The 23,887-nt window shown below is 38.6% G+C and carries 18 protein-coding genes; 10 read left to right on the forward strand and 8 right to left on the reverse strand.

All coding sequences use genetic code 11. The annotated features are described in order from the left end of the window. Nucleotides 1-663 (forward strand): uracil-DNA glycosylase, encoded by a 663-nt coding sequence (gene ung / locus BGC7_RS14095; protein WP_050702249.1) that lies wholly within the window; start codon nt 1-3, stop codon nt 661-663. Between the two features lie 6 nt (nt 664-669). On the opposite strand, the gene BGC7_RS14100 is transcribed toward ung, so the two are convergent. From BGC7_RS14100 to BGC7_RS14110, 3 genes are all read right to left on the reverse strand, one after another. Then, nucleotides 670-1,776 (reverse strand): glycosyltransferase, encoded by a 1,107-nt coding sequence (locus tag BGC7_RS14100; protein WP_050702250.1) that lies wholly within the window; start codon nt 1,774-1,776, stop codon nt 670-672. A gap of 70 nt (nt 1,777-1,846) precedes the next feature. Further along, nucleotides 1,847-2,461, reverse strand: a complete 615-nt coding sequence (locus BGC7_RS14105) for a hypothetical protein (protein WP_050702251.1) — start codon at nt 2,459-2,461, stop codon at nt 1,847-1,849. Between the two features lie 242 nt (nt 2,462-2,703). Continuing rightward, complete coding sequence (locus tag BGC7_RS14110) at nt 2,704-3,267, reverse strand: TetR/AcrR family transcriptional regulator (protein ID WP_050702252.1); 564 nt, start codon at nt 3,265-3,267, stop codon at nt 2,704-2,706. 213 nt (nt 3,268-3,480) lie between these two features. Here BGC7_RS14110 and BGC7_RS14115 point away from each other — a divergent pair, with 213 nt between their 5' ends. Then, entirely contained in the window at nt 3,481-5,688 is a 2,208-nt protein-coding gene (locus BGC7_RS14115) for a RelA/SpoT family protein (protein ID WP_050702253.1), read from the forward strand. Nucleotides 5,689-5,788: 100 nt separating this feature from the next. Here BGC7_RS14115 and BGC7_RS14120 read toward each other — a convergent pair whose 3' ends face one another. Next, nucleotides 5,789-6,130, reverse strand: coding sequence for a hypothetical protein (locus tag BGC7_RS14120; protein ID WP_050702254.1), 342 nt, complete (start codon nt 6,128-6,130; stop codon nt 5,789-5,791). A 245-nt stretch (nt 6,131-6,375) separates the two neighbouring features. On the opposite strand from BGC7_RS14120, the gene BGC7_RS14125 reads away from it, so the two are divergent. The 3 genes from BGC7_RS14125 to BGC7_RS14135 all read left to right on the forward strand — a co-directional run bounded on the left by BGC7_RS14125 (nt 6,376) and on the right by BGC7_RS14135 (nt 9,487). Then, complete coding sequence (locus BGC7_RS14125; protein ID WP_050702318.1) at nt 6,376-7,701, forward strand: solute carrier family 23 protein; 1,326 nt, start codon at nt 6,376-6,378, stop codon at nt 7,699-7,701. Between the two features lie 293 nt (nt 7,702-7,994). Continuing rightward, on the forward strand, nt 7,995-8,459 hold the full coding sequence (ndk, locus tag BGC7_RS14130; protein ID WP_185112986.1) for a nucleoside-diphosphate kinase: 465 nt from the start codon (nt 7,995-7,997) through the stop codon (nt 8,457-8,459). An 8-nt stretch (nt 8,460-8,467) separates the two neighbouring features. Beyond that, nucleotides 8,468-9,487, forward strand: coding sequence for a peptidoglycan DD-metalloendopeptidase family protein (locus tag BGC7_RS14135; RefSeq protein ID WP_050702256.1), 1,020 nt, complete (start codon nt 8,468-8,470; stop codon nt 9,485-9,487). Nucleotides 9,488-9,550: 63 nt separating this feature from the next. Here BGC7_RS14135 and mazG read toward each other — a convergent pair whose 3' ends face one another. Together mazG and BGC7_RS14145 are read right to left on the reverse strand one after the other, a co-directional pair. Further along, a complete protein-coding gene (gene mazG / locus BGC7_RS14140; RefSeq protein ID WP_050702257.1) occupies nt 9,551-10,333 on the reverse strand; it encodes a nucleoside triphosphate pyrophosphohydrolase in 783 nt (260 codons plus the stop codon). Between the two features lie 67 nt (nt 10,334-10,400). Beyond that, a complete protein-coding gene (locus BGC7_RS14145; protein WP_050702258.1) occupies nt 10,401-12,461 on the reverse strand; it encodes a protein-disulfide reductase DsbD family protein in 2,061 nt (686 codons plus the stop codon). A gap of 210 nt (nt 12,462-12,671) precedes the next feature. Here BGC7_RS14145 and dnaG point away from each other — a divergent pair, with 210 nt between their 5' ends. The 5 genes from dnaG to BGC7_RS14170 all read left to right on the forward strand — a co-directional run bounded on the left by dnaG (nt 12,672) and on the right by BGC7_RS14170 (nt 18,189). Continuing rightward, the gene (gene dnaG, locus BGC7_RS14150) at nt 12,672-14,669 is read left to right on the forward strand and encodes a DNA primase (protein WP_050702259.1); all 1,998 of its coding nucleotides are present in this window, start codon (nt 12,672-12,674) and stop codon (nt 14,667-14,669) included. Nucleotides 14,670-14,713: 44 nt separating this feature from the next. Next, a complete protein-coding gene (locus tag BGC7_RS14155) occupies nt 14,714-15,112 on the forward strand; it encodes a hypothetical protein (protein WP_050702260.1) in 399 nt (132 codons plus the stop codon). 2 nt (nt 15,113-15,114) lie between these two features. Beyond that, nucleotides 15,115-15,753 carry a hypothetical protein gene (locus BGC7_RS14160; RefSeq protein ID WP_157258737.1) on the forward strand — a complete coding sequence of 213 codons (639 nt, stop codon included), beginning with the start codon at nt 15,115-15,117 and terminating at the stop codon, nt 15,751-15,753. 208 nt (nt 15,754-15,961) lie between these two features. Continuing rightward, complete coding sequence (locus BGC7_RS14165; RefSeq protein ID WP_050702262.1) at nt 15,962-16,870, forward strand: ABC transporter ATP-binding protein; 909 nt, start codon at nt 15,962-15,964, stop codon at nt 16,868-16,870. Continuing rightward, the gene (locus tag BGC7_RS14170) at nt 16,870-18,189 is read left to right on the forward strand and encodes an ABC transporter permease (protein WP_050702263.1); all 1,320 of its coding nucleotides are present in this window, start codon (nt 16,870-16,872) and stop codon (nt 18,187-18,189) included. Before BGC7_RS14165 ends, BGC7_RS14170 begins: the two co-directional genes overlap by 1 nt. A 57-nt stretch (nt 18,190-18,246) precedes the next feature. Here BGC7_RS14170 and BGC7_RS14175 read toward each other — a convergent pair whose 3' ends face one another. Beyond that, nucleotides 18,247-19,137 (reverse strand): porin family protein, encoded by an 891-nt coding sequence (locus BGC7_RS14175; RefSeq protein ID WP_050702264.1) that lies wholly within the window; start codon nt 19,135-19,137, stop codon nt 18,247-18,249. A 19-nt stretch (nt 19,138-19,156) separates the two neighbouring features. After that, nucleotides 19,157-23,794, reverse strand: coding sequence for a polysaccharide lyase family 8 super-sandwich domain-containing protein (locus BGC7_RS14180; protein ID WP_082206782.1), 4,638 nt, complete (start codon nt 23,792-23,794; stop codon nt 19,157-19,159). Between the last annotated feature and the right edge of the window lie 93 nt (nt 23,795-23,887).

Here is a 23,887-nt window from a genome sequence, read left to right on the forward strand (position 1 = left end):
ATGGATGTGAAGATAGAAGAAAGCTGGAAAGAGCAACTTAAAGACGAATTTGAGAAAGATTATTTTGCCAAGCTAACAAACTTTGTAAGGGAAGAATATAGGACAAAGCAAATATTCCCTCCTGCAAAACTGATCTTTAACTCATTTGAGCATACTCCGTTCCATCAGGTGAAAGTCGTAATCTTAGGGCAGGATCCTTATCATAATGATGGGCAGGCTCATGGCCTTTCTTTCTCTGTACCTGATGGCATGCCGGCTCCTCCTTCTTTGGTAAACATCTTTAAAGAGATAAACAGAGATTTGGGCTTACCCATTCCCAAATCTGGCAATCTTATCCATTGGGCAAATCAGGGAGTTCTTCTATTAAACGCCACTCTTACTGTTCAGGCGCATATGGCTGGTTCTCATCAGAAGAAAGGGTGGGAAGCTTTTACTGATGCTGCCATCCGTAAGCTTGCCGAAGGGCGTGAAAATCTGGTCTTTATATTATGGGGAGCATATGCTCAAAAGAAAGCTGCTTTTATTGATCCGGCTAAACATCTGATACTGAAATCGGTACATCCATCTCCGTTGTCTGCTCATAATGGCTTCTTCGGGAACAACCACTTTAGCGAAACAAATAAATATCTTGTATCTAAAGGGCTGAAACCGATAGAGTGGTAACCTATTCTATTTTGCTGTTTTTTGCCAGAAGTCAAGATATTTCTTTGCCACAACTATATAGTCGTGATTTTGCTCGACAAACAGACGGCTCTTTCTCGATATTTTGGGAATCTCTTTCTTGTTCAGTACCAGCCATTCCAATTTCTCGAAAACATCGTCTTCGGTAGGATGTACATTCACTATAGGCTGATTAGTGCTGTCGTCATACAGGTCATAAATATATGGCTCACCTCCTCCAACAACAACTTTCCCTTGAGCCATTGCCAACAAGGCATTCATGGCGGGTGTATGAGAATATAGCTGATCGAGGACAACATGAGCCTGCGACATCAGTTGCTGATAGACGTCGTAGCTTACTGACTCTACACGGGTCACAATCACCTTGTCTTCATATTTGTCTTTGATCCTTGCCAGAGCTTTTTCCATTACGTCCGTCCCTTTGAATTTCTCTCTGACTTTGTTGATCCCTATAAAGAAGTTGACCTTTTCAGGCTCTTCCTCAATAGGCTGAAATTCTATCTCTGCTGTATTCAGGGGTAGTGGGATGTATTTTACTTTATCTCCGAAACATGGTTCATATGAGCAATAATATTCGTAAAGACAGGCGGCTATGCCATCCACGGAATTGGCCAATTCTATATTGAATTTTTCGAGAGGGGTACCTATCCATTTGTCTATGAAGCGTTGGTTGAAATCCACATTGATAGGCTTGCCTTCTACAAAAAATTCTGAGTAATCGAATATTTCGTTTCCCAGACAGGCTTTCACCCAATAAGAGTCGTCGCCGAAAGCTCCCATAAAGACTTTTTTATTATTCTTTTGTAGTTTTTTATACAAATGGCGATTAATTCTCACATTCTGGGTAGTGAAACATGGATTGATGAGCTGCACAACATCATATCCCTTAAATGCTTTAAATTTGCCTAGAACTGATGTCATACTTGTAAGAGTATCTATAACGCCCGAACTTTTGCGAGATAAATCCACATCGCGTGGATAGTTCTTAAAACCATCTCCGTCCGAGGCGGTTAATACTTCATGTCCTAATATTCGCAATCCTTCGGCTAACGTTAGATGAGCCCGGCTATATTCTCCTACTAATAGTATTTTCATAAAGTCCTGTTCTGATAAAAATTGAGGTCGAAGACCTATTCTATTGTTTCAATGTGTACAAAGATAACGATTAATTACCTATGTTCAGTATATCTTTTCGCTTGATGATGAATGTGTATCGTTCGTCAATAAATAAGATAGGCAGATAGCCTTCTTCTTGCCATTTTGCATTTGCTTTTTTTACTTTACTATTACTGAAAGCTCGCACATACATGCTTGTTCCTTCTTCTTCGCCGATCAATACTGCTTTTTTCTTTAGTGTTGCCGGATCATATTTCTCTAAAATATTGTCTAGCGAAATTTCCTTTACAGGAGTGTTAAGGTAGTGCAGATTGTGTCTGCGGCTATCAGTTACAAATGCAATGTAAGTATCTCCTCCTCTTTCTTCTATTTCTTTGCCTACACATACAAGGAAAGAGCCCGATGTATTTATTTTTGTTTTCTGAATGTGCTTTTTTATCGCTTTCAGCCAGATTGTTCCTACCACAAACAGTAGCAGGTATGGAATTATATACCATGACACAAGCATGTCGTAGTTGAATAAGTATAAAATACCAACAAGCCCTGCAAACAGAAATAATGTAGGAGGAACTAACAATACACTTTTCCACCAAGGGGTTTTATTCAGATAGTCTTTTTTGAAAAGATAATCTTTCTCTAATTTTACAAAATCACTAGCCTTCATATTTTTATTATTCAGAGTATAAAAGTTTTTACCCTATGGCTGCAAAGTTAAGACGGTTTTGCAAACTGAAATATTTTAACAGGTAGAAAGTTTATTATTTGTAAGAAAATAAAACATATATTATGAGAATCTTCTCGTACATACGGATAACTACAAGGGATAACCCTACATCAATCAATCCTCAAATCAGATATTTTTATCCACTTAAATCATTTCTATTTTAACTAAAACCTGACAAACTTCTACACTTTCACCACGATATAATCGTTGTCTTCATCTTTTTCCTCATCTTTCGATGACGGTTGATTGGTATTTAATACCTTCCTGAAATCAGTCATCATTTTCACTGCTTCGTCTTGGCTTACTTCTTTGGGAAACTTCAAAACTATAGGGTTGTTTTCAGAATGATTTGTTTTCGGCTCGTCTTTCTTTTCCTGTTTTTTAGGACAGCGTTCCAATGCCAGTTTTATAACAGCCGCTTTTGCCGCCATCTTCTTTCTGGTTACTGTTTTCGATTTCACAGTTGCCTCGCCATAACCGTTGTCTTGGTAAACAATCTTCTCTGTAGTCACCATATAACCTTCAAGTTGCTCACGCAACGAGCGGCGTGCCAATATTGCAAGGCTGCTGTCGCGACGGTCTTCGGCATCTTCCAATACCTGACAGAATTCAGGTTTCGAGTTTTTCCATTCATAAAACGAGTTGCGGCTGATCCGCAGAGCATCACAAATTTCGCTGATTGTATAAGTATCCTCTTCTATCAGCCTTACTATTTTTTCCACTAAACGTTCACTATATTTTGCCATAATCTAAAAAAGTTTTTCTTGTATAGATAAAGATTGTCTGATCTGTTTGCTCCGAAAAGCATGTCTTGTGTTTTTCGCAATGAGGACAGCCAATCCCTCGAAAAACAAAAAACATTCATTTTGTGACATCATAAAGTCAAGAAAACGGCAGAAAAATTTTAATTTTGTTATCCATACATTGATTCTTATAAGAATCGTAACACAAAAACGAAGATGAATAGCTATCCTATATATAATAATGAAGGGCTTACTCTTTCCAAATTTAAAAGATTGATGAAAGGGTTGGAAGCTAATCTTACTGTCGACGAGATGCAAAAGTTGCGCAAGGTAGTGAAGAGGGCTATTTCTGACAATGTGTATCAAAAAGATCATCAGATAGGAAGTATTACCGACCTCACAGTCAGCACAAGTATCATCCTCATAGAAGAGCTTGGCCTGAAAAGTGCTGCCGTTATTGCTTTAATATTATATAGGCCTGTTGTGCATAAATCTGTAACTACAGAAGATATCAGGAAAATATTTGGAGCAGATGTTGCTGATATAGTGAACGGGCTGATTAAGATAAATGCTTTGGAGACCAACGAGTCGGCAATGGCATCGGACAATTATATAAAGTTGCTGATCTCTCTGGCAGAAGATATGCGTGTTATCCTTATCAAGATAGCCAGCCGTTTGCATAAAATAAGGTGTGCAGAGCAATATGACGAGCAATACAGGTTGCAGTTAGCAATAGAAGTGTCGTATCTGTACACCCCGCTTGCACACAAACTCGGACTTTACAATATAAAGACCGAGATGGAAGACCTCTATCTTAAATATACAGACAGGGAAGCCTACAATTATATATTGAGCAAATTGAGCGAGAGCAAGGCTTCACGCGACAAGTACATAGCCGAATTTATAGCACCTATAAATGCAAAACTCAAGGAAACCGGGCTGAAATATGATATAAAAGGCAGAGTGAAATCTATATCGTCTATCAACAATAAGCTGAAAAAACAAAAGATAGACTTCGAATCTATATATGACTTGTTTGCCATCAGGATAATCCTAGACTCTCCTTTAGACAAGGAGAAAGCCGAGTGCTGGCAGGCATACTCTATAGTGACAGATATGTACACCCCCAATCCCAAAAGGCTTAAGGACTGGCTGTCTATCCCCAAAAGTAATGGTTACGAGTCTTTGCATACCACAGTGATGGGGCCCGAATCCAGATGGGTGGAAGTTCAGATACGTACCCGCCGCATGGATGAGATTGCAGAAAGAGGGCTTGCTGCACACTGGAAGTATAAAGGAGTGAAGAGCCAATCGAAAATGGATGACTGGCTTACAGGGTTGAGAGAGATGCTGGAGAATAAAGATCTGGAGAATACTGAAAAATTAGAAAATTTCAAACTCGATCTTTACGATGACGAGATATACGTATTTACTCCCAAAGGAGATTTGCATAAGCTGCCGAAAGGTGCAACAATATTAGATTTTGCTTTTTCCATCCATTCTCGTATCGGTTCCACTTGTGTGTCGGGAAAGGTAAACGGACGAAATGTATCCATCAGGCATAAACTGAAAAACGGCGATCAGATAGAAATATTGACATCACCAAACCAGTCTCCGAAAAGGGATTGGCTAAACTTTGTTACAACCTCTAAGGCTAAGAATAAAATACGCCAAAGCCTAAAAGAAGAAGCAAACAAACAGGTAGAGATAGCAAAAGAATTGCTGAAACGCCGTGTAAAAAACCGTAAGATAGAAATCAACGAATCTATTATGATGCGGTTGATAAAAAAACTCGGCTTTAAAACAATTACCGATTTCTATATAAAGATAGCAGAGGAAAGTCTCGACGTAAATACTTTTATAGATCAATATCTAGATCTGGAAAAGAAAGAGACAGAGCCGCACGAACGGCACGAGGCTGTAAGTGCTGATAAATATGTGCCATTGCAACCCGAATCGAAAAAAGACTCTGTTCGGAAAGAAGAATTGGTTATTGATCAGAATCTGACCGGAATAGACTATCGGCTGGCTAAATGCTGTAATCCGATATACGGAGATGAGATATTCGGTTTTGTGTCTTCGCAGGGGATAAAGATACACCGCAAGAATTGTCCGAATGCAGGAGATATGTTGTCTCGTTTTGCATACAGAGTGATTCCTGCACGCTGGTCGGGCAAATCGGGGTCTACCTACACAGTCACATTACGGGTGATAGGGAATGACGACATCGGTGTGATCAACAACCTGACATCGATAATAGCCAAAGAAGACGGGATAAATATGCGTTCGATCAGTATAGATTCTAACGACGGATTGTTTCAGGGCAATATATCGGTTATGCTTAACAATACGGATATGCTAAATGGTCTGATGAAAAAACTTCGTACCGTAAGAGGTGTGAAAGATGTGAGCAGGCTGAATTAAAAATAAAAAGGTCGGTACGTTTTTCGTATCGATCTTCCCAGCTTTGGCTGATAGATAAATTGTCAGCCGACTGTTTGCATAGTGCGTGAAAAAATACTACCTATTTCTTTTCCACAGCTTTCTTTACATCTGCTTTTACTTCTTTTACTTCTTTTTTAGCCTTGTTAGTTGCTTCTTTTTCTTCGTGTTTTACATCTTTCTTAGCTGCATTAACTTCAGATTTAACTGTTTTCTTTGATTCTTTTACATCTTTGTCAGCTGCTTTTTTAGTTTCATTTAAATGAAGCTTAGCATCATGCTTGGCATCGCCTAATGAGCTTTTTGCTTTTTGGGTTTCTGTCTTTGTTTCTTTTTTTGCTTTAGAAACTACATCCTGTGCCATTACATTACCTGATACTAACAATGCAATTGCAGCAATACCTGCAAGAATAGTCTTTTTCATGACCTTGTTTTTTTAATTGTTGTTTTATATATGAATTGTATCCCAATTCTGATATAAAACAATTCATGAATTTCTTTGTTTTCGTCAAAGCCATTTATTTTTGTGCAAATTTTGCAAAAGAATATTTACTAATCTTAAAAAAAAGATAATGGTCAATTATACATAAAAACGAATAATTATTACCTTTGGAAACCCAAATAGCCGAACCTCAATCTACGGCTTTTTTTATGCTCAAAAAAATAAATATGAAAAACAACTCTACAATGGAAGAAAAAAAAGTAGTGCTTGGCATTAACGAGAAGCCCAAGCCGGCGCAATGGCTGTTATTGAGTATACAACATCTGTTCGCTATGTTTGGCGCTACAGTTCTTGTTCCGGCTCTTACAGGGATGAGTCCTGCTGTAGCTCTTATCTCCAGTGGGATCGGTACTTTGGTTTTTATTGCTATTACCAAAGGTAAAGTCCCGTCTTACTTGGGATCGTCTTTTGCCTTTATCAATCCCATTATTGCCGTGAAAGCTCTGGAGTTGGATCCTAGCTCAGGGGTAGGTGTCGGAAGTTTTCTTGTCGGTAGCTTTTTGGTAGGGGTTACCTATTCTGTTGTAGCTCTTATAATTTCCCGTGCGGGTACAAATTGGCTGATGAAACTTCTCCCACCTGTAGTTGTAGGCCCTGTTATTATGGTCATTGGGCTAGGATTGTCTGCTACAGCAGTAAATATGTCGACTAATAATCCTGCGGGAGAGTATGATCTTACATATGTATTGATCGGCTTGGTTACTTTGACTATTACTATTCTGACTGCAATTTTTACAAGAGGCTTTCTCAGTGTTATACCGGTATTGGTAGGGATAGTCGGAGGATACATCTTTTCGATAATAATGGGCGTTGTAGACCTGCAACCTGTCATTGCTGCCAACTGGATAGAATTGCCTCCCTTCCAAATACCATTTGTAGATTATACTCCTTCTTTTACGTGGCGTATAGTATTGATGATGGTTCCTGTTGCTATAGTTCCTATTGCTGAACATATAGGGCATCAGTTGGTGTTAAGTAAAGTGGTAGGTAAAGACCTTATAAAAGATCCCGGACTAGACCGCTCTATGTTGGGCGATGGCGTGGCTACTATGATAGCATCTGCGATAGGTGGACCTCCGAGTACTACTTATGGTGAGAATATTGGAGTATTGGCTATTACCAGAGCGTTTAGTGTTTATCTCTTCGTCGGAGCTGCCGTATTTGCTATCCTTTTTGGCTTTTGCGGAAAGATAGCAGTGTTGTTGGCAACCATACCGACTCCTGTAATGGGTGGGGTTTCCATACTTCTTTTTGGTATTATTGCATCAAGCGGTCTGCGGATGTTGGTAGAAAATAAAGTAGATTTTAGCCGTAAACGCAATCTTATTATTGCATCTGTAATTTTGGTGATAGGTATTGGTGGAGCAGCTATTCATATCGGCAAAATGTTTTCTCTCGAAGGCATGGCTTTGGCTTCTATAATAGGAGTTGTTTTGAATCAAGTACTACCGGGAAAACAAGTTGTTGATTTTGATGAAATGTTTAAAGAATAAACACATAATATAGTATAAAAAAGAGAAAAGGTGTGGCTTGAGTCATACCTTTTCTCTTCTTAGGATGAGACATAGCATGAGTAAACAAGAAGGTTAAAATGGGTTAAAATAGATTTGCTTTTGCGAATGTTGTATATGTCTAAAGCAAAGCGGTTTATGGCACAACCTGTTGTAAAACATATAAATATAGCTGTTAAATAGTCCTTTTTTTAGGAATTCAACCTTGTGGGCATTTGAAATATGTTCTATATTTGAAAATTAGATAAGTATTAAACCCTTTTTATTAGAGCACAATTATGGAGAAAACCCTTGTTATCCTGAAGCCTTCGTGCGTTCAACGCGCACTTATGGGTGAGGTGATTTCACGCTTTGAAAAAAAAGGTTTACGCTTGGCTGGTATAAAAATGATGCAATTAAACGATGCTATATTAAATGAGCATTATGCACATCTGAAAGACCGGCCTTTTTTTGGACGTGTAAAACAGTCGATGCAGGAGTCCCCTGTTATAGTACAATGCTGGGAAGGCATAGATGCAGCAAAGGTAGTACGTAATCTTATTGGTGTCACAAATGGCCGGTTAGCTGCTGCAGGTACTATTAGAGGAGATTTTTCGATGAGCGCTCAAGAAAATATTGTACATGCATCCGATTCGGCAGAATCTGCCAAAATAGAGCTTGCACGTTTTTTTTCAGATAATGAAATATTCGATTACAATCTATCTACGATTGGAAGTCTATATGCCAACGACGAGATTTAATTTATAATATGAGAAAAAGTAATATTGTTTTAGCCGGAAGTTTAAAAAAACTCAGATTACTGCCATTGGCGGCCATGTTTTTAATCCCAATGAGCGGCTTTACTCAAAACAACAAAGGAAATACAACCGAATCAGACCGGGCAGAACTAAAATACAAGCAACGCCATAGTCGGCTTAATGCAAATAACTTATATGCAGACGGCATAAAAATAAAGAGAGATTTATCAATTCTTAAAGAAATACAAGAAGAACGGATATTGAGTGAAGATGAGATTCCCGCAGAAGACTTGTATGGCGGAATTTGGAACAACAGATATGTAAATGCGTATCGTTCGATAGAAAATATTCCGGATACGTTCAAAGTAAATTTGGCAAACTTTACAATACCAACAACAGGATATATAACATCAAATTTTGGTCCTCGCCGCCGTAGAATGCACTATGGGATAGACCTGAAAGTGCAAACCGGAGATACTATTTATGCAGCATTTGATGGAAAAGTACGTGTAAAACAATATGAGCGTAGAGGATATGGATATTACCTTACATTGCGTCACCCTAATGGACTGGAAACTGTTTATGGACATTTATCCCGTTTCTTAGTCGAAGAAGATGATGTTGTAAAATCGGGTGATCCTATTGCTCTCGGAGGAAATACGGGGCGTTCGACCGGCTCTCACTTACATTTTGAAATAAGATTCTTGGGCAATCCGATCAATCCTACTTATATTGTAGACTTTGATAATAAGGTATGCCATAAAGATACATATATGGTTACTGCGAACAGCTATAACAGATCTAGCAAGGGGGTGAATGTTAATAATCTGGCTTCTACTCCAACCAGATCGAAAGTGAGTACTACTAACAAATATGCATCGGGAAAAGTTAACTATTACCGTATAAAGAAAGGCGATACTCTTGGAGCTATTGCCAGAAAATACGGCACATCGGTGAGTAAGCTTTGTTCCCTGAACAGTATGACTGCTAAAACTGTTTTGCGTCCTGGAAAAGCGATAAGAACCTCATAAGGAGCTAATCTAAATAATAGAAGAGAAAGAAGGGGTACTTAATAATTAAGTGCCCCTTTCTGTTTATTCTTTTGCCTTGGCCTGATTCCATAGCTCGTCCATTTCGGACAATGTCATGTCTTTCAGCTTTATATTCTTTTTATTTGCTTCCTGTTCTATGTAGTTGAATCTACGGATAAATTTCTGATTGGTTCGTTCCAAAGCATTATCCGGATTCACTTTATACAATCTGGCCGCATTGATAAGACTGAAAAATATATCGCCGAACTCCGCTTCCATCTTATCTTCGTCCATTTTGGCAATTTCGGTTTTCAATTCCGAAAATTCTTCCGAGACCTTTTCCCATACATCTTCTTTCTTATTCCAATCAAAGCCGGCATTGCGAGCTTTATCCTGTATGCGATGAGCTTTGGCTATTGAGGGTAGTGATGCCGGAACACCTTCGAGAATGGTTTTATTTCCTCCTTTCTCTTTCAGCTTTATCTGTTCCCACGACTTTTCTACCTCTCCCGCTGTTTTAGCGGCATCGTCACCAAATACGTGAGGATGACGAAATATCAGCTTGTCGCAAAGGCTGTTGCATACATCAGCAATGTCGAAGCTTGTTTTTTCTTCTCCTATTTTTGCATAAAAGACAACGTGTAACAATACATCGCCCAGTTCTTTTTTTATAGCTTCGTCACTGTTTTGGATAATGGCTTCGCATAGTTCATATACTTCTTCTATTGTGTTAGTTCGTAGGCTTTCGTTAGTCTGTTTTGCATCCCATGGACATTTGACACGCAATTCGTCCATGATATCAAGAAGACGCCCGAATGCTTCCAGCTTCTGTTCTTTAGTGTGCATATCTGTCTATTGTTGTTTAAAGAAAAAGCAGACTTTTTCTAAAATCTGCTCCTTCGTTATTATTAGGTTATTCCTTTATGTCTTCTTTTTGTTTCTTGAAGTTGCTCAATCCTTTGTTTAAGAAATTGAGATATTTGGGTACATCCTCATCATACGCATAAGAAGGTCCTATTGGTTTTCCTTCGTGATTCAGCAATACATAATATGGTTGAGAATTCGTACCGAATTTATGACGTTGCAGGTAACTCCATTTGTCGCCTACTGTTTTCAACTTCGAAGTCTTGCCATTTTCTTCCACTTCTATCACTTCCGGCAATTTCTTCTTATCATCTACCATCAGGGTTATAAGCACATAGTCCTTTTCAAGAATATCCTTTACTCTGGAGTCTGTCCAAACCGAAGCTTCCATCTTTCTACAATTTACACAACCATATCCTGAAAAATCTATCATTACAGGTTTGTTGTTTTTCTGAGCATATTCCATTCCTGCTTCGTAGTCGTCAAATTTGGCATGTACTTCTCCTTTATATAGATTGAAGTCTTGAGTAAACAATGGAGGAGAGAAAGCACTGATAGCTTTTAGAGGTGCTCCCCATAACCCCGGTATCATGTAAACAGCAAAAGCAAATGATATGATAGCCATGAACAGACGAGGCACAGATATATGTTTCAGGTCACTATCGTGCGGTAATTTTATTTTTCCTAGTAAGTAAACACCAAGAAGAACGAATATTATTATCCATAATGCAAGGAAGACTTCTCTGTCCAGTATTCCCCATCCATAAGCAAGGTCTGCCACTGATAAGAATTTTAGAGCAAGAGCCAGTTCTAAAAATCCCAGAACAACTTTTACCGAATTGAGCCAGCCTCCCGATTTTGGCATGCTCTCCAACCATGAAGGGAATATGGCAAACAAAGAGAATGGTATAGCTAAAGCGAATGCAAAGCCAAACATTCCTACTGCAGGAGCAATCATGCTACCCGATCCGGCTGCTTCGACAAGCAACGTTCCTATAATAGGTCCGGTACATGAAAAAGAAACCAAAGCCAGCGTAAACGCCATGAAGAAAATGCTTATAATACCTGTTGTAGAATCGGCTTTTTGATCCATCTTGTTTGTCCACGATGAAGGTAAGACCAATTCGAAAGCTCCAAAGAAAGATACGGCGAATAAGACTAACAGGCCGAAGAATATAAGATTGAATATGGCGCTTGTAGACAAATCATTCAATGCACTTGCTCCAAAGACAGCCGTGATTATAAGTCCTAAGGCTACATATATAATAATGATTCCAAGCCCGTAGGTGATTGCATCTTTGATTGCTTTGCCCTTATCTTTTTTGTTTCGTTTGAGGAAGAAACTTACTGTCATCGGTATCATAGGCCATACGCATGGGGTAAGCAGGGCTATGAAGCCTCCGCCCATTCCTACAAGGAATATCCAGAATAAAGACATGTTTGAAGTGTCTCCTGCTGCGCCATAAGTACGAAGCTCTTCTATGACAGGGGTCCATAGGGTTGCTTTGTCGGTAGGAGGGGCAGAGGTGGTGAGTTGAGGAACTGAGTCTGTACTGCTCTCTACATCAGGAGTGTTATTCTCAGTTGGAGCTTCTGTGACAGCACTATCTTCTTTGCCGGTTTCTGTTTTAGAAACAACAAGACTCGCTGGTAAATCTTTAGACTTAAATGACAGGTCTATTTTGATAGGAATGCACTGCCCATCGACCTCGCTACATACTTGTCCGCGAAGATCACCCTCAAGTACAAATGCTGCTTTGTCTGTTATTTTCAGGCGTTGTACAAATGTGACTTGTTTTTCGTAATAACCGACTTCCATGCCGAATATTTCGTCATATACTTTTTTGAGAGTTGAGTTGACTGCTTTAAATTTGCCAACCTTGGTTGCCCCTTTCAGGTTGTCGATGGCTAAACTTGTTGGTATGGGGCCTCCATCGGGTAGATTGATGTCGTATATGTGCCATGTAGGGTCTATTTTGAAACTGGCGGAAAGTTCGACTTCTCCATTACCTTTGTCTGTAAGATTTAGAGTCCATTTTGTTGGCTCTTGGGCATATGTATTAGTTAATACAGATATGAATAGAAAAAAGAATAATACAGCTTTTTGCATAAACGAGATAAGTTTTTATAGCAGAAATTTGAATTAACAAAGGTATAAAAAAGAGTATTACAAACCAGCTTTTTACTTTTTTTATATTGTAAATAAAGAAGTGTTTTTTTCTGTAAAAAGTATTTGGAGGCATTGAAGTCTTAGGGGATTTGATTTGCATTATTTAATATTCAGATCAAGATATTTTACTTATCTTCGTACATCCAATTTATGATAGATCAGGGAACCATAGACCGTATAATGGATGCTGCACAGATAGTTGATGTAGTGTCTGAGTTTGTTACACTCAAACGCAGAGGGATAAATTATGTGGGCTTATGCCCTTTTCATACCGATAAAACTCCGTCTTTTTATGTTTCTCCGGCAAAAAATATATGTAAGTGTTTTGCTTGTGGAGAGGGGGGGACTGCTGTTCATTTCATAATGAAACATGAGCAATTGTCTTATTACGAAGCGTTGAAGTTTCTGGCAAAAAAGTATAATATAGAAGTACAGGAAAAGGAACTCACAGACGAGCAAAAACAAGCCTATAATGAGCGAGAAAGTCTTTTTATTCTCAATGATTATGCTCGGGACTATTTCGCTAATACGTTACATAACCATATAGAAGGAAAGTCGGTAGGTTTTAGCTATTTCAAGGAGCGGGGCTTCAGAGAAGATATAATAGAGAAATTTCAGTTAGGATATAGTCTCGATCAGCGTGATGCTTTTTCTCAAGAGGCTATCAAAAACGGATACAAGGAAGAATATCTGGTAAAAACAGGTTTGACTATTAAAGGAGACAATAACTACCTTGCAGACCGATTTCGGGGAAGGGTTATGTTTCCGGTACACACCTTGTCGGGTAAAGTAGTAGCCTTTGGTGGACGTATTCTCAAAAAAGCTGAGAACACGGGAAAGTATGTCAATTCTCCCGAAAGCGATATTTATCATAAAGGAAATGAGCTATATGGAATCTATTTTGCCAAACAGGCTATAACTAAAGCAGACTGCTGTTATCTAGTAGAGGGCTATACGGATGTTATCTCTATGCATCAGGCAGGAATAGAGAATGTCGTAGCCTCTTCGGGCACAGCTCTTACCAATGGACAAATACGTCTTATTCATAGGTTTACAGATAATGTAAAGGTGATATATGACGGTGATGCTGCCGGTATAAAAGCAGCCTTGCGAGGAATAGATCTTCTGTTGGAAGACGGAATGAATATAAAAGTGGTTTTGCTGCCCGATGGTGAAGATCCGGACTCTTTTGCCCGAAAACAAAATGCTCAGTCGTTCAACGAATATATTAAGGAAAATCAAGTCGATTTTATACGTTTCAAGACGAAGTTGTTGTTGGACGAAGCAGGGAATGACCCAATAAAGCGTGCGTCTCTTATCTCCGATATTGTAAACAGTATTTCTGTTATACCAGACAATATTATCAGGACTGTTTATATCAGAGACTGTAGTGTACTGCTGGATATAGACGAGCGCATTCTCACTCAGGAGGTGAATAAGAAGAGGTTGGCTTATCACGAGAAGCATAATACTCCTCAGATAGCTCCCGAAATGTCTGCTGCGAACAATGATCTTTCTAAGATTCCACCGTCCGGATCGAAGCCTGTCAGAAAAAAGACACCGATAGATAAATTCGAATTAGCCATATTGTATTACGTTGTGCGTTATGGCATGGAGATATTATTTGAAGGAGGAGAAGGCAATATGGTGACAGGAGATATGCCGACAACAGTAATTGATTGGATTAAATTTGACCTTAAAAGAGATGGCTTCTGGTTTACAAACCCTTTATATACACTGATGTTGGAAGAGGCTGTTGAAAAATCGGAGGACGAACAATTCAATCCATCCCGATATTTTTTGGCACATACCGATCCGCAGGTCAGTAGGATAGCTGCCGAAATAGTGAGCGACAGATATCAGCTAAGTAAAATACATGTGAAGCAGTTCGGCGAGGATGCCAAAAAAGAAGATACTCCGCTTGCCGAAGAGAAACATTTAGCAAAAAACGTGCCTCGTGTAATTACCGAACTTAAGGATGCGTATATTTCTCAGCAAATGAAAGCCATAAAGGATGAAATGCAGCAAAAACAGAAAGAGAACGATTGGGATGCCGCTATAGAACTTATGCAACAGCTTAAAAGTCTGGAAGAAATAAAGAAAGCCTTGGCAAAAGAATTGGGAGAAAGAATAATTCTCAGATGGTAGTGTCAGATTACGATTAGTACAATATCCTAAGGAAACAAACTTAAATGGAGCAAAACTTTACAGATGAAGGTGATAACACTTCTTACGATTCGGAAGACTATTATATACCGGAGCGTTTATTAACACCTTTGGTGATTTTGCAAAGCGGTGTTGTTGGCCTGCTTTTCTATCTTATAGGCAATACTTATGCGATAAACAATGATATATTATCTTTGGTTTTGCAATATGTAGCCACGCCTTTGAGTGCTCTTCTTGCACTGTATCTGGGTTTGAAAAAAGCTAAACAGCCGGCAAATAAGAAAAAGTTGAAGTTGGCGCTGAAAATAGTATGTATTGTAATTGCTACCTTTATATTATTGAGTATAGCTACGTTTATATTTGGACTAATTATAGGTTATTTATTAAAAGGGTCGAGTAGTGGGGGTGGTAACCCTTGGCTATAAGTATGGAAAACAGGCTTCGGAATTTAGGTAATTATTATTTTGTTATTATTGTCATTTTAGGTGTTTTATGGCTCTATCGGCTGCCGCACACAGAAGATTATAAGTACGATGAAAGGACTGTGTTTGCCAAGATACAAGTTGTAGACTCTACCCTTGCAATATTGGAGGTCGATTTATCGCAATACTCTTTTGGAGACAATAAATATTTTTTATTCAAATCTCCGTCTCTTTCTTATAAAATAAGTATAGAAGATGGTTTCGAACATATCGATAGGGGAAGCGCTAGGGATTATGATAAACAGGCATACAAAAAGCTGGCATATTACTCTTTCAATGAAGATGTGTTCTACGACGCCGGATTGCCACAGTCTGTGATGGACAAAATCGAGATAGGGATTGCAAAGACAAAAGCTAAATCAAGGTATTTCAGATATTATTATTCAGTAGCAAATGAGGGCAGAATCTACTTGAAAGTGATGGAAGAATGGCATGGTTCGGAAAATAAGGACAAAGAGGATGTGTTCATCGTTTCGTGCGATTATCAGGCAAAAAAAATAGATATGACTGATACATTGAGAGAGAAACTGGAAAAGTATTTTCCGAAGCCACCCGACTCTTTGGAATCTGATACAATAAAATAATCTTCTTTATATCTAAAAACTTTATCTATAAGGCAAATAGCTATAGTTGTAAATTTAAAAAAGAGACAAATATAAAATACTGGAAAAGTGTTACCTTTGTCATCTTTTAGTTAAAATAAGAAGCCGATAATTTGTGATTATTTGATAATCGTGGCGACTAACTTAATAGCTACTTGACATAACCATAAAAAACAATAAAAATATCAGCATGTTTTATTTAGAAACACGAGACATTGTAAAGCAATATGGAGATCACACAGCTCTTAACGGAGTTAGTGTGCAGGTACCTAAAGGCTGTGTCTATGGTTTGCTTGGCCCCAATGGTGCAGGTAAATCTTCTCTGATACGCATTATTAATCGTATAACAGCGCCTGATGAAGGAACCGTTCTGTTGAACGGAAGAGAATCGACAGCCGAAGACATATTTAATATAGGTTACCTGCCCGAAGAGAGAGGACTGTATAAGAAGATGAAAGTAGGTGAACATATTGTCTTTCTTGCTCGTCTCAGAGGACTCTCGCAAATAGAGGCTAAAAAAAGGACTAATTTTTGGCTTAAAAAGTTTAATATACTTTCGTGGGAGAATAAGAAAGTAGAAGAACTGTCGAAAGGAATGCAGCAAAAGATACAGTTTATTGCTACTGTAATCCACGAACCAGATTTATATATTCTCGATGAGCCTTTTAGCGGATTCGACCCTGTGAATGCAGAGCTGTTGAAAAATGAATTGCTGGAACTGAAATCGCAGGGGAAAACAATAATCCTGTCTACACACAATATGGAGTCGGTAGAAGAACTTTGTGACGAAATATCTTTGATAAATAAGTCGAAAGTTGTTCTACAAGGTAATGTCACAGAAATACGTGCCCGTTATCGTAAGCATATTTTCAAGGTGCAGGTGGCAGGCGATTTGTTCGATGTAGAATCGGCTCTTTTCAGTGAGCTGTCGAGATCGGAAAGTAACAATTCAGTGACAGTAAGAGTACAACGCCATGATGGGGTTTCTAATTCCGAATTGTTGCAAGAGGTGACTGCAAAATATGAAGTGCTGAGTTTTGAAGAAGAACTCCCTTCGATGAATGATATTTTTATACAAATCGTATCACAGAAAGAATAATGAAAGCATTAGGAATAATTATACAAAGAGAATTGAACTCTAGGGTGAAGACAAAAGCTTTTATCCTTACCACTTTGCTCACTCCTATTTTGTTTGTGGCGGTAATGTTCTTGCCTCTCCTTATTCAGAAATACGGAGGTAACGATGATATAAATAAGGTTTACATAATAGATAACTCAGGGTTGTATGCCGACTTGTTCAAGTCTTCTAAATCCTTTGAATTTATAAATCTTGCAGCAAATGATTCCACTCCGAAGGGCAAAGCCACAGCATTATTGCAGATAAACGGGGACTTGAATATTACTCCGGATGCAGCTACATTTTTCTCAGAGAAACAGCAGCCTCCACGCGAACTAACAGCATATATAAATGATGTTCTGACTTCGGCTGTCAGAGAAAAGAAAATAGATCAGTTTTCTAAAAGTTCAAATATAGAGCCTCAGGTAGTACAAGAGTTGCAAAGCCTTCTCAAGTCGGAAGATAGAATACATGTGTCCACAATCCGTTGGGATGAGACAGGGCAAGAGTCTGAGACTTTGGGAGAAGTGGCTTCTGTAGTTGGCATGGCTCTTACGTTTTGTATGTTTTTCTTTATTATGATGTATGGCTCTTTGGTAATGCAAAGTGTAGTAGAGGAAAAGACCAACCGTATTATCGAAGTCATAATATCATCAGTGAGGCCATTCGATCTGATGATGGGTAAAATAATAGGAGTAGGGCTTGTGGGGCTTATACAATTGTTTATATGGCTTATAATAGGAGGTGGTATCTTAGTTGCCATACAGCTTTACTTCGGAGTAGATATAAACATGTCTTCTGCAATGGATTCACAGGAAGCTATGCGAATGATGCAGCTTAATCCCGACTTGCAAGATGGTCTTAAAGGAATATTTAATATCAATTGGATACAGGTTGTCTTATGCCTTATATTGTATTTTGTAGGAGGGTATTTGTTGTTTGCTTCATTGTTTGCCATGTTCGGATCGGGAGCTAACGATTCGCAAGAGGCTCAGCAGATGGTAATGCCTGTAACGATACTTCTTATGCTGGCTTTCTATACCGGTTTTGCGGCAGCTCGTAATCCCGAAGGCAGTATGGCTTTCTGGTGTGCTTTGATTCCTTTCACCTCTCCGGTGGTAATGATGGTTCGTGCTCCGTTCGAAATTCCTTTGTGGGAGCTGGCTTTGTCTGTCGTGGTTTTGTTTGTTACTGCAACATTGATGATAAGACTAGCAGCGAAGATATATAGGGTAGGGATACTTATGTATGGAAAGAAAGTATCTTTTGCCGAAATGTTTAAATGGCTGAAATATAAGTAAGATAATATAGGAAATTGCCTTAATGATTCCCGAAAAGAATCATTAAGGCAATATATTTTATAGATAAAATGCAAACTGAACTTTTAGACCGATACTAATAGGTCTTAGCTTGTTAAGGAACTCTTTCGATTCCATATTCCGTTTATGAAATGAGCCTACCAAACTATTGAGAATGATCTCAGATGGATTTGATTGGTTATATTTCATGAACGAATCCGCCTCATCTCCTCTAATATTGTTGAGTGTATAATCTATGTATCCTCCCAGATAAACAGCATATTTTTCTCCGATTGCATAACGTGCTCCCAGCTCGGCAGCAGCGCTAATACGGGTTTTGAGCTTTAGGCTTCCATCTGAACTAAGGTTAGAAAATTCTCCAAATCCCTGTTCGGGCAGATCCTCGATAACAGGTATATCAGTTCCTTCACCCCATTGTACATAAGCTCCTTTTGTAGATAGAGACTGCAACGTATTATTATACTTGGCACTCATGCGGAAACCTATTTTTGCTCCGGCAGAGACATATAGTCCCCAGCTTTTATCTATGTGATAAGAGTAGCGAACCATTATGGGTATATTCAGGTAAGTAGCTTTCAGGCTTTCGTGGTAACCCTTGCCATCATACATGAATTTAACCCTGTCTTCTTCTGCATCTTTAGTAAAGTAGTTGCCATCAAAGCCTTCCAGTTCAAACTCTGACTTATACATTGTGAAGTCAATGCCCGACACTAGAGCTAACGATTCTGTGAAGTTGTAGGCATATCCGATCCCGAAATTTGTTCCAGCTTTGTTCTTCTTGTCTATGGTAAAGATATTAGTCGACTTTGGATTAAGCCCTCCGATACCACCTCCAGCATAGACTGATATTTCATGTCCGTTTTGGGCTATAGCCCCCAGAGAAACAAGGGCTATAGCAGCTGTCATTATATATTTCATTAAATTCTTCATAATCTTAATTGTTGTATGCTTATTTTACTTGCAATTTGAAACTCTTTTGAATATCTCCACAGTTGATTTTCATAATGTACATTGCACTAATGGCTGGAGCATTAAACTGAGTGTATTCACCTCTAAGTTTGGTCGATGTAACGAGAGTGCCTGATAGAGTGTAAATCTCAACACGGGAACTCTCAAAATTGGTGTTTTCAGGTACATCTGCTTTCACTGTTATCACCTGCCCTGCGCCAACAGGATTAGGATATACGCTTATGCTTTCAGAGTTCTTGAGGGTTATTGTCTCGGAACAAGTCCTTAGTTTTCTGCTAGGAGTTTCTTTTGTTGTCACTTCTACAGAATAGTCAGAAGTTACACCAACAGTGCCTTGCTTAGGTGCATATATTTGTCCTGTTCCTACCTTCTCTCCATTTCTGTACCATGTGTAATCTTTAAAAGAATACCCTCCATTAGTTTTTGGGTTGTTATTGACTATCAACCGTGAGCCGAATTTGTTTATAACTAAATCACTAAATCTGAAGAGGCGTTCTATTGTTAGAGTGTGTTCTTCCACTATTTGCGAAGCAGAACTTCCTATTGCTATTTTTATATTTTGCAGAACAGGCTTGCTCACATCTACTGTAAATTTCTTGTTTACACTGACATAGACTCCATCCTGAACATCCAATTCTACAGTCAGCAAAGTCGTATTGTCATTGTCGCACCCGAGAATATAAGGTTGTTCGATATCGTGTTCTACACCATTTATCTTTAGTGATTTCAGGCTGTAGTCATTCTTCTCAAGACCGTCAACAATTAATACTACATCACCTTTTACTTGCAGTATCTCGTATTCATATTTTCTATTGTTGATAGTTTTTGCTGTCAGTTCCGTTCCATTCACATATACTTTTGGTTTCGAGTTTGAATAATCGGCTTCTAACGTAAGTGCAAATGCAAAGTTTGCATTGTCTGCTACCTTATACTCTCCGGTCGGATAGTCAAAAGATGCTCCTGTCAGAGCTGGAACGGTAACAGTATGCTCGATAGTTGCTTGCTTAGGACTAACGCTTACAATTACTTTTGGATGCTTGTTACTATCCGAGTTTTCTTTTGTCCCGAATTTTGTATCATGTTTTCCATCGGTAGCCTCTTTATTGTTGTATATGCGAAATGCTATTTCTTTTTTACCTTTAATAAGCTCACTTTTTGCATATTCGGTAATGTCAAAATATATTCGATCTTGTACACCTGCTCCTCTTATATGCCCTTTGTGTTGAGCTATAATTTCGTCGGAATTAACAGGTTTTGTGACAAATGTAATGGTCTTTTCGTCCCATGTAGTATCTTCTACAGGGTTCAATATCCAATATACCTGATCTGCCGATGCGTTAGTATAAGTAGTGAATAGAGATAGTTCGACCTTTCCTACTTCTTCTTTTGTCGGATCTTTTAGGTTACTCATTCCCGATAGAGGAAGTTTGATAAAGCCCTCTCGATTATAGCCTACAGGATTTTTCTTTATAAGTATGTCAGCTTCTGTGCCGTGATTTACGTTCTCATTTGCTGCACCATCGTGAACAAAAGTATCTCCCGAAACAGGCGATTCTATAGTGTATAGTACTTCTATCTCTCCCGAAGAACCACCTTTTTCTATTTTGTGCATTTGTGAAAAACCTGCATGGTCATCATCCGAACCGGTAAAGTCGCATACTGTTGTAATAACATCTTGAGAAACCGAAGGGAATGTTGTTTTCACATTGATTGATGCCTTGCTTTGAGCCGGATCGGCTATGTGCATTGTCACTGATGGGGTTTTAACATCCTTCAGTATAATAGCACAAGCTTTATCGACTTCTATGGTCAACTGCTCATTTTCAAATTTGCCCGCTTCGAAGAATACAATCTGCAACATGTCGAGAGCCTGATGTTCTACAACTTGTATCTTATCTGTATTTTTCCAGATCTTAATATTGCTTATAGGATGTGTAGACATAGCTGCTGCCGTTAACTTATTCGGTGCTATTATATAAGAATAAGTCGAATTCTGAGGTGCTGTACCATGATCTAAATAGAGTGTAAATACATCCTTTTTTACTGCATCTGTCGATTGAGTAGAATTAATATCAGACCATTTACCTTCTTGTTCTTTATTAGTAAGCGATACATTTCCGCCATATGGGAAGAAATAGCCTACTCTATTGTGGTGAACCCATTTTAGTCCGCCGGTATAGGAGTGATCTCCTTTTGCAAGAACAGATTCTGTTGAATTATTGTTTATTGTAACATCCCCTGTTAGTAATGACTGTTCTACCGTTGTGTTTATGGCCACAGACTCATCCGAGTTTATTCCTGCTCCAAGACATACTATTTCGTCATCGAAGAAAAACCATGATTTCTTAGCTTTTGTTGTTTTCGAAGCTGTAGTTACATCAAAGTTGTATGTCATTACTGCATATAGGCTGTCGGAAACACCTCCTACAAATTGACCTTTCCCTTTGATACCCCATTCCGAGCGTTGAGGAATTGTTGTATGTTGAGGCGTTGTCGTACCCGGTATTCTTGTCCAGTTCCACACAGGAAATATATCCCGGTATTCATTTCCGAATGTAGTCATCGATGTACTACCGAAAGTCATATAATAACCCTTAGTGTTCTCTCCGTTTCCTCGTTCAACATAAGCTGTACGTTCCGAGACAGCACGAACACTATATGAATAGTTTTTTCGCAGGTGAACAACATAATCCGAAATTGGATATAAGATATTCTCGGGTTCAATATTATATGTCGCTGCTTGAGAGCCATTCATGCGTCCTACAGCATCGCTATATGTAGAAGCATTCGTTGTATCTATTGTTTTCATATAGTCGATATACTTGCTAAAGCCTGATTTCAGCATCGCACCACTACGGCTAACACTACGCCCCATAATGTTGTAGTGAATGTATTGTCCTCTCAGGTTTTTTAGGTATGTATTTCTTACAAATTTACTCATAACATCCAATTTGTCTCCGGACAATTCGTATTCGGTCCCTGCAGTATTTAAGGCAAAGTCTGTAATTCCTTTGATTAGTTCATCTCCATAGCCTCCGATATATAATTGTGGCCCATGTTGATGGAATGAATAATCGTAACGGATACCAACATCAGAATCCTTGATCCCGGTAAGTTTTAATGGTTGGAATGCATAAGCCAGCGATCTTTCCAGTTCAATCTCATCTTTTGTCAGACATGCACGATAGAAATAATCAGTAGCTACATCAATAAGGTTTGCTCCCTCTTCCTGATCAAGATTTCCTGCATCGGCCGACATGCGGCTTATCAGATCAGAGACTAATGTCAGAGGTAATTGCTTTGGAGCATGTCTCATTTCAATAAGAGAAAGTCCAAGACTCTTAGGTACGGCTATCTGATTGTTCCACCAGTTAGAACTTTTTGGATGTTTGGTATGCCATAGTTGCAATGAAGTTACTATTTTATCATATAAGTCATTACTTGCGGAATAGTTATTCCCCGGGATGGTATAGGCGAAGATGAATTCACTAATACGATTTAAGTGGTTTATCGGATCCCAATTTGTTGCAGAATTGTCAGTGTAATCAATGTCAGAGAAACTTCCATCAGCCTTGAGTGATGATAGATATGAAGCTACATTTGTGTTTAATCGGCTTGCGTTATACCCTGACTCGTATCTTTGACTGATGGTTTTCATCAATAGGTCAAATTTATCACTAACACTGACTGTAACAGAGAAAGACGCACTTTTTATTCCGGAGTTTTTTACTGACGATAGCACTATATTTGCTGTTCCGGCAGTTTTTACTTTGATGACTCCGTCTACTATTTCCAGAACTTCAGGTTTATCTACTGTGTAAATAACATCTGTCGCAGAAGCCCCTTTCGGAGATAATGTAAATAGCATAGGGTTTATCAAGCTATATTCAGTATCATTGGTCGATAGCTGTAGTCCATTTTGCAATGTTGTACTTAGTGTAATAGATTCTATATCTTTTTTCTCTATTACTTCACATAGCGAAAAATTATCGAACCAGTAAGTGGCAGTAGTATTTTCTACACTTCCATTTTGTTTACAATTTGGTCTGATATAAATCCTGAAAATCTTTAAGTCATCAGCAGTCATATTAGATGCATCAATGGTAAATGTATATTTTACCCAATCGGAAGCGGTTTTCTTTTCAATGCCTACAGCTGCTCCGGTTTTTAACAAATCTACTCCCGGGATTTGGATAGTTCCTGTTCCATGTTCTTTATTTACCTCGTTGAATGCAACAGCCTCTATTCTGAACGGAAGTTCTGCAATATTAGCTTTTGCATAGAAGCTATATTCGTACACTCCAGGCTCTAAGTTAGGTATGTCATACGATAAATAGAAACGATAGCGGTAATCAATAGAATTGAGTTGAACCTTCATCGACTTGCTTTCATGTTGAGAAGCATCTGTGACAACGTTTATATCTCCAGACGAAACAGTGTTGAGAACACTTAGATTCCATCGGTTAGCATACTGACCTGTGTATGGATTAGTCGATATCTTTGCAGGTAAGTTGGTTGTTAGTTCAAAACTGGGATTTTGAATAAGGTTACTCTGAGCATTCAGCACACTTATACTCCATATAAATAGAAGCATGCTAAGTAAAAATGTTTTTCTCATAGAACTTAATGTTAATAGATTATTTGATTTTATCTTTTTCTGAAAGGGTCAAAACAGTTTGTCCTTTTTATTTAGAGTGACGAATTGTGTTCT

It is taken from the genome of Dysgonomonas sp. BGC7, assembly GCF_001261735.1.
Classification (GTDB): Bacteria; Bacteroidota; Bacteroidia; order Bacteroidales; family Dysgonomonadaceae; genus Dysgonomonas.

Coding starts and splice junctions, on each gene's coding strand:
- BGC7_RS14145 (WP_050702258.1), bottom strand. CDS start 12,461: ATGCAAAAAGCTGTATTATTCTTTTTTCTATTCATATCTGTATTAACT.
- BGC7_RS14135 (WP_050702256.1), top strand. CDS start 8,468: ATGAGAAAAAGTAATATTGTTTTAGCCGGAAGTTTAAAAAAACTCAGA.
- BGC7_RS14115 (WP_050702253.1), top strand. CDS start 3,481: ATGAATAGCTATCCTATATATAATAATGAAGGGCTTACTCTTTCCAAA.
- BGC7_RS14125 (WP_050702318.1), top strand. CDS start 6,376: ATGAAAAACAACTCTACAATGGAAGAAAAAAAAGTAGTGCTTGGCATT.
- BGC7_RS14170 (WP_050702263.1), top strand. CDS start 16,870: ATGAAAGCATTAGGAATAATTATACAAAGAGAATTGAACTCTAGGGTG.
- BGC7_RS14105 (WP_050702251.1), bottom strand. CDS start 2,461: ATGAAGGCTAGTGATTTTGTAAAATTAGAGAAAGATTATCTTTTCAAA.
- BGC7_RS14175 (WP_050702264.1), bottom strand. CDS start 19,137: ATGAAGAATTTAATGAAATATATAATGACAGCTGCTATAGCCCTTGTT.
- BGC7_RS14110 (WP_050702252.1), bottom strand. CDS start 3,267: ATGGCAAAATATAGTGAACGTTTAGTGGAAAAAATAGTAAGGCTGATA.
- dnaG (WP_050702259.1), top strand. CDS start 12,672: ATGATAGATCAGGGAACCATAGACCGTATAATGGATGCTGCACAGATA.
- ung (WP_050702249.1), top strand. CDS start 1: ATGGATGTGAAGATAGAAGAAAGCTGGAAAGAGCAACTTAAAGACGAA.
- BGC7_RS14100 (WP_050702250.1), bottom strand. CDS start 1,776: ATGAAAATACTATTAGTAGGAGAATATAGCCGGGCTCATCTAACGTTA.
- BGC7_RS14165 (WP_050702262.1), top strand. CDS start 15,962: ATGTTTTATTTAGAAACACGAGACATTGTAAAGCAATATGGAGATCAC.
- BGC7_RS14180 (WP_082206782.1), bottom strand. CDS start 23,794: ATGAGAAAAACATTTTTACTTAGCATGCTTCTATTTATATGGAGTATA.
- BGC7_RS14155 (WP_050702260.1), top strand. CDS start 14,714: ATGGAGCAAAACTTTACAGATGAAGGTGATAACACTTCTTACGATTCG.
- mazG (WP_050702257.1), bottom strand. CDS start 10,333: ATGCACACTAAAGAACAGAAGCTGGAAGCATTCGGGCGTCTTCTTGAT.
- BGC7_RS14120 (WP_050702254.1), bottom strand. CDS start 6,130: ATGAAAAAGACTATTCTTGCAGGTATTGCTGCAATTGCATTGTTAGTA.
- BGC7_RS14160 (WP_157258737.1), top strand. CDS start 15,115: ATGGAAAACAGGCTTCGGAATTTAGGTAATTATTATTTTGTTATTATT.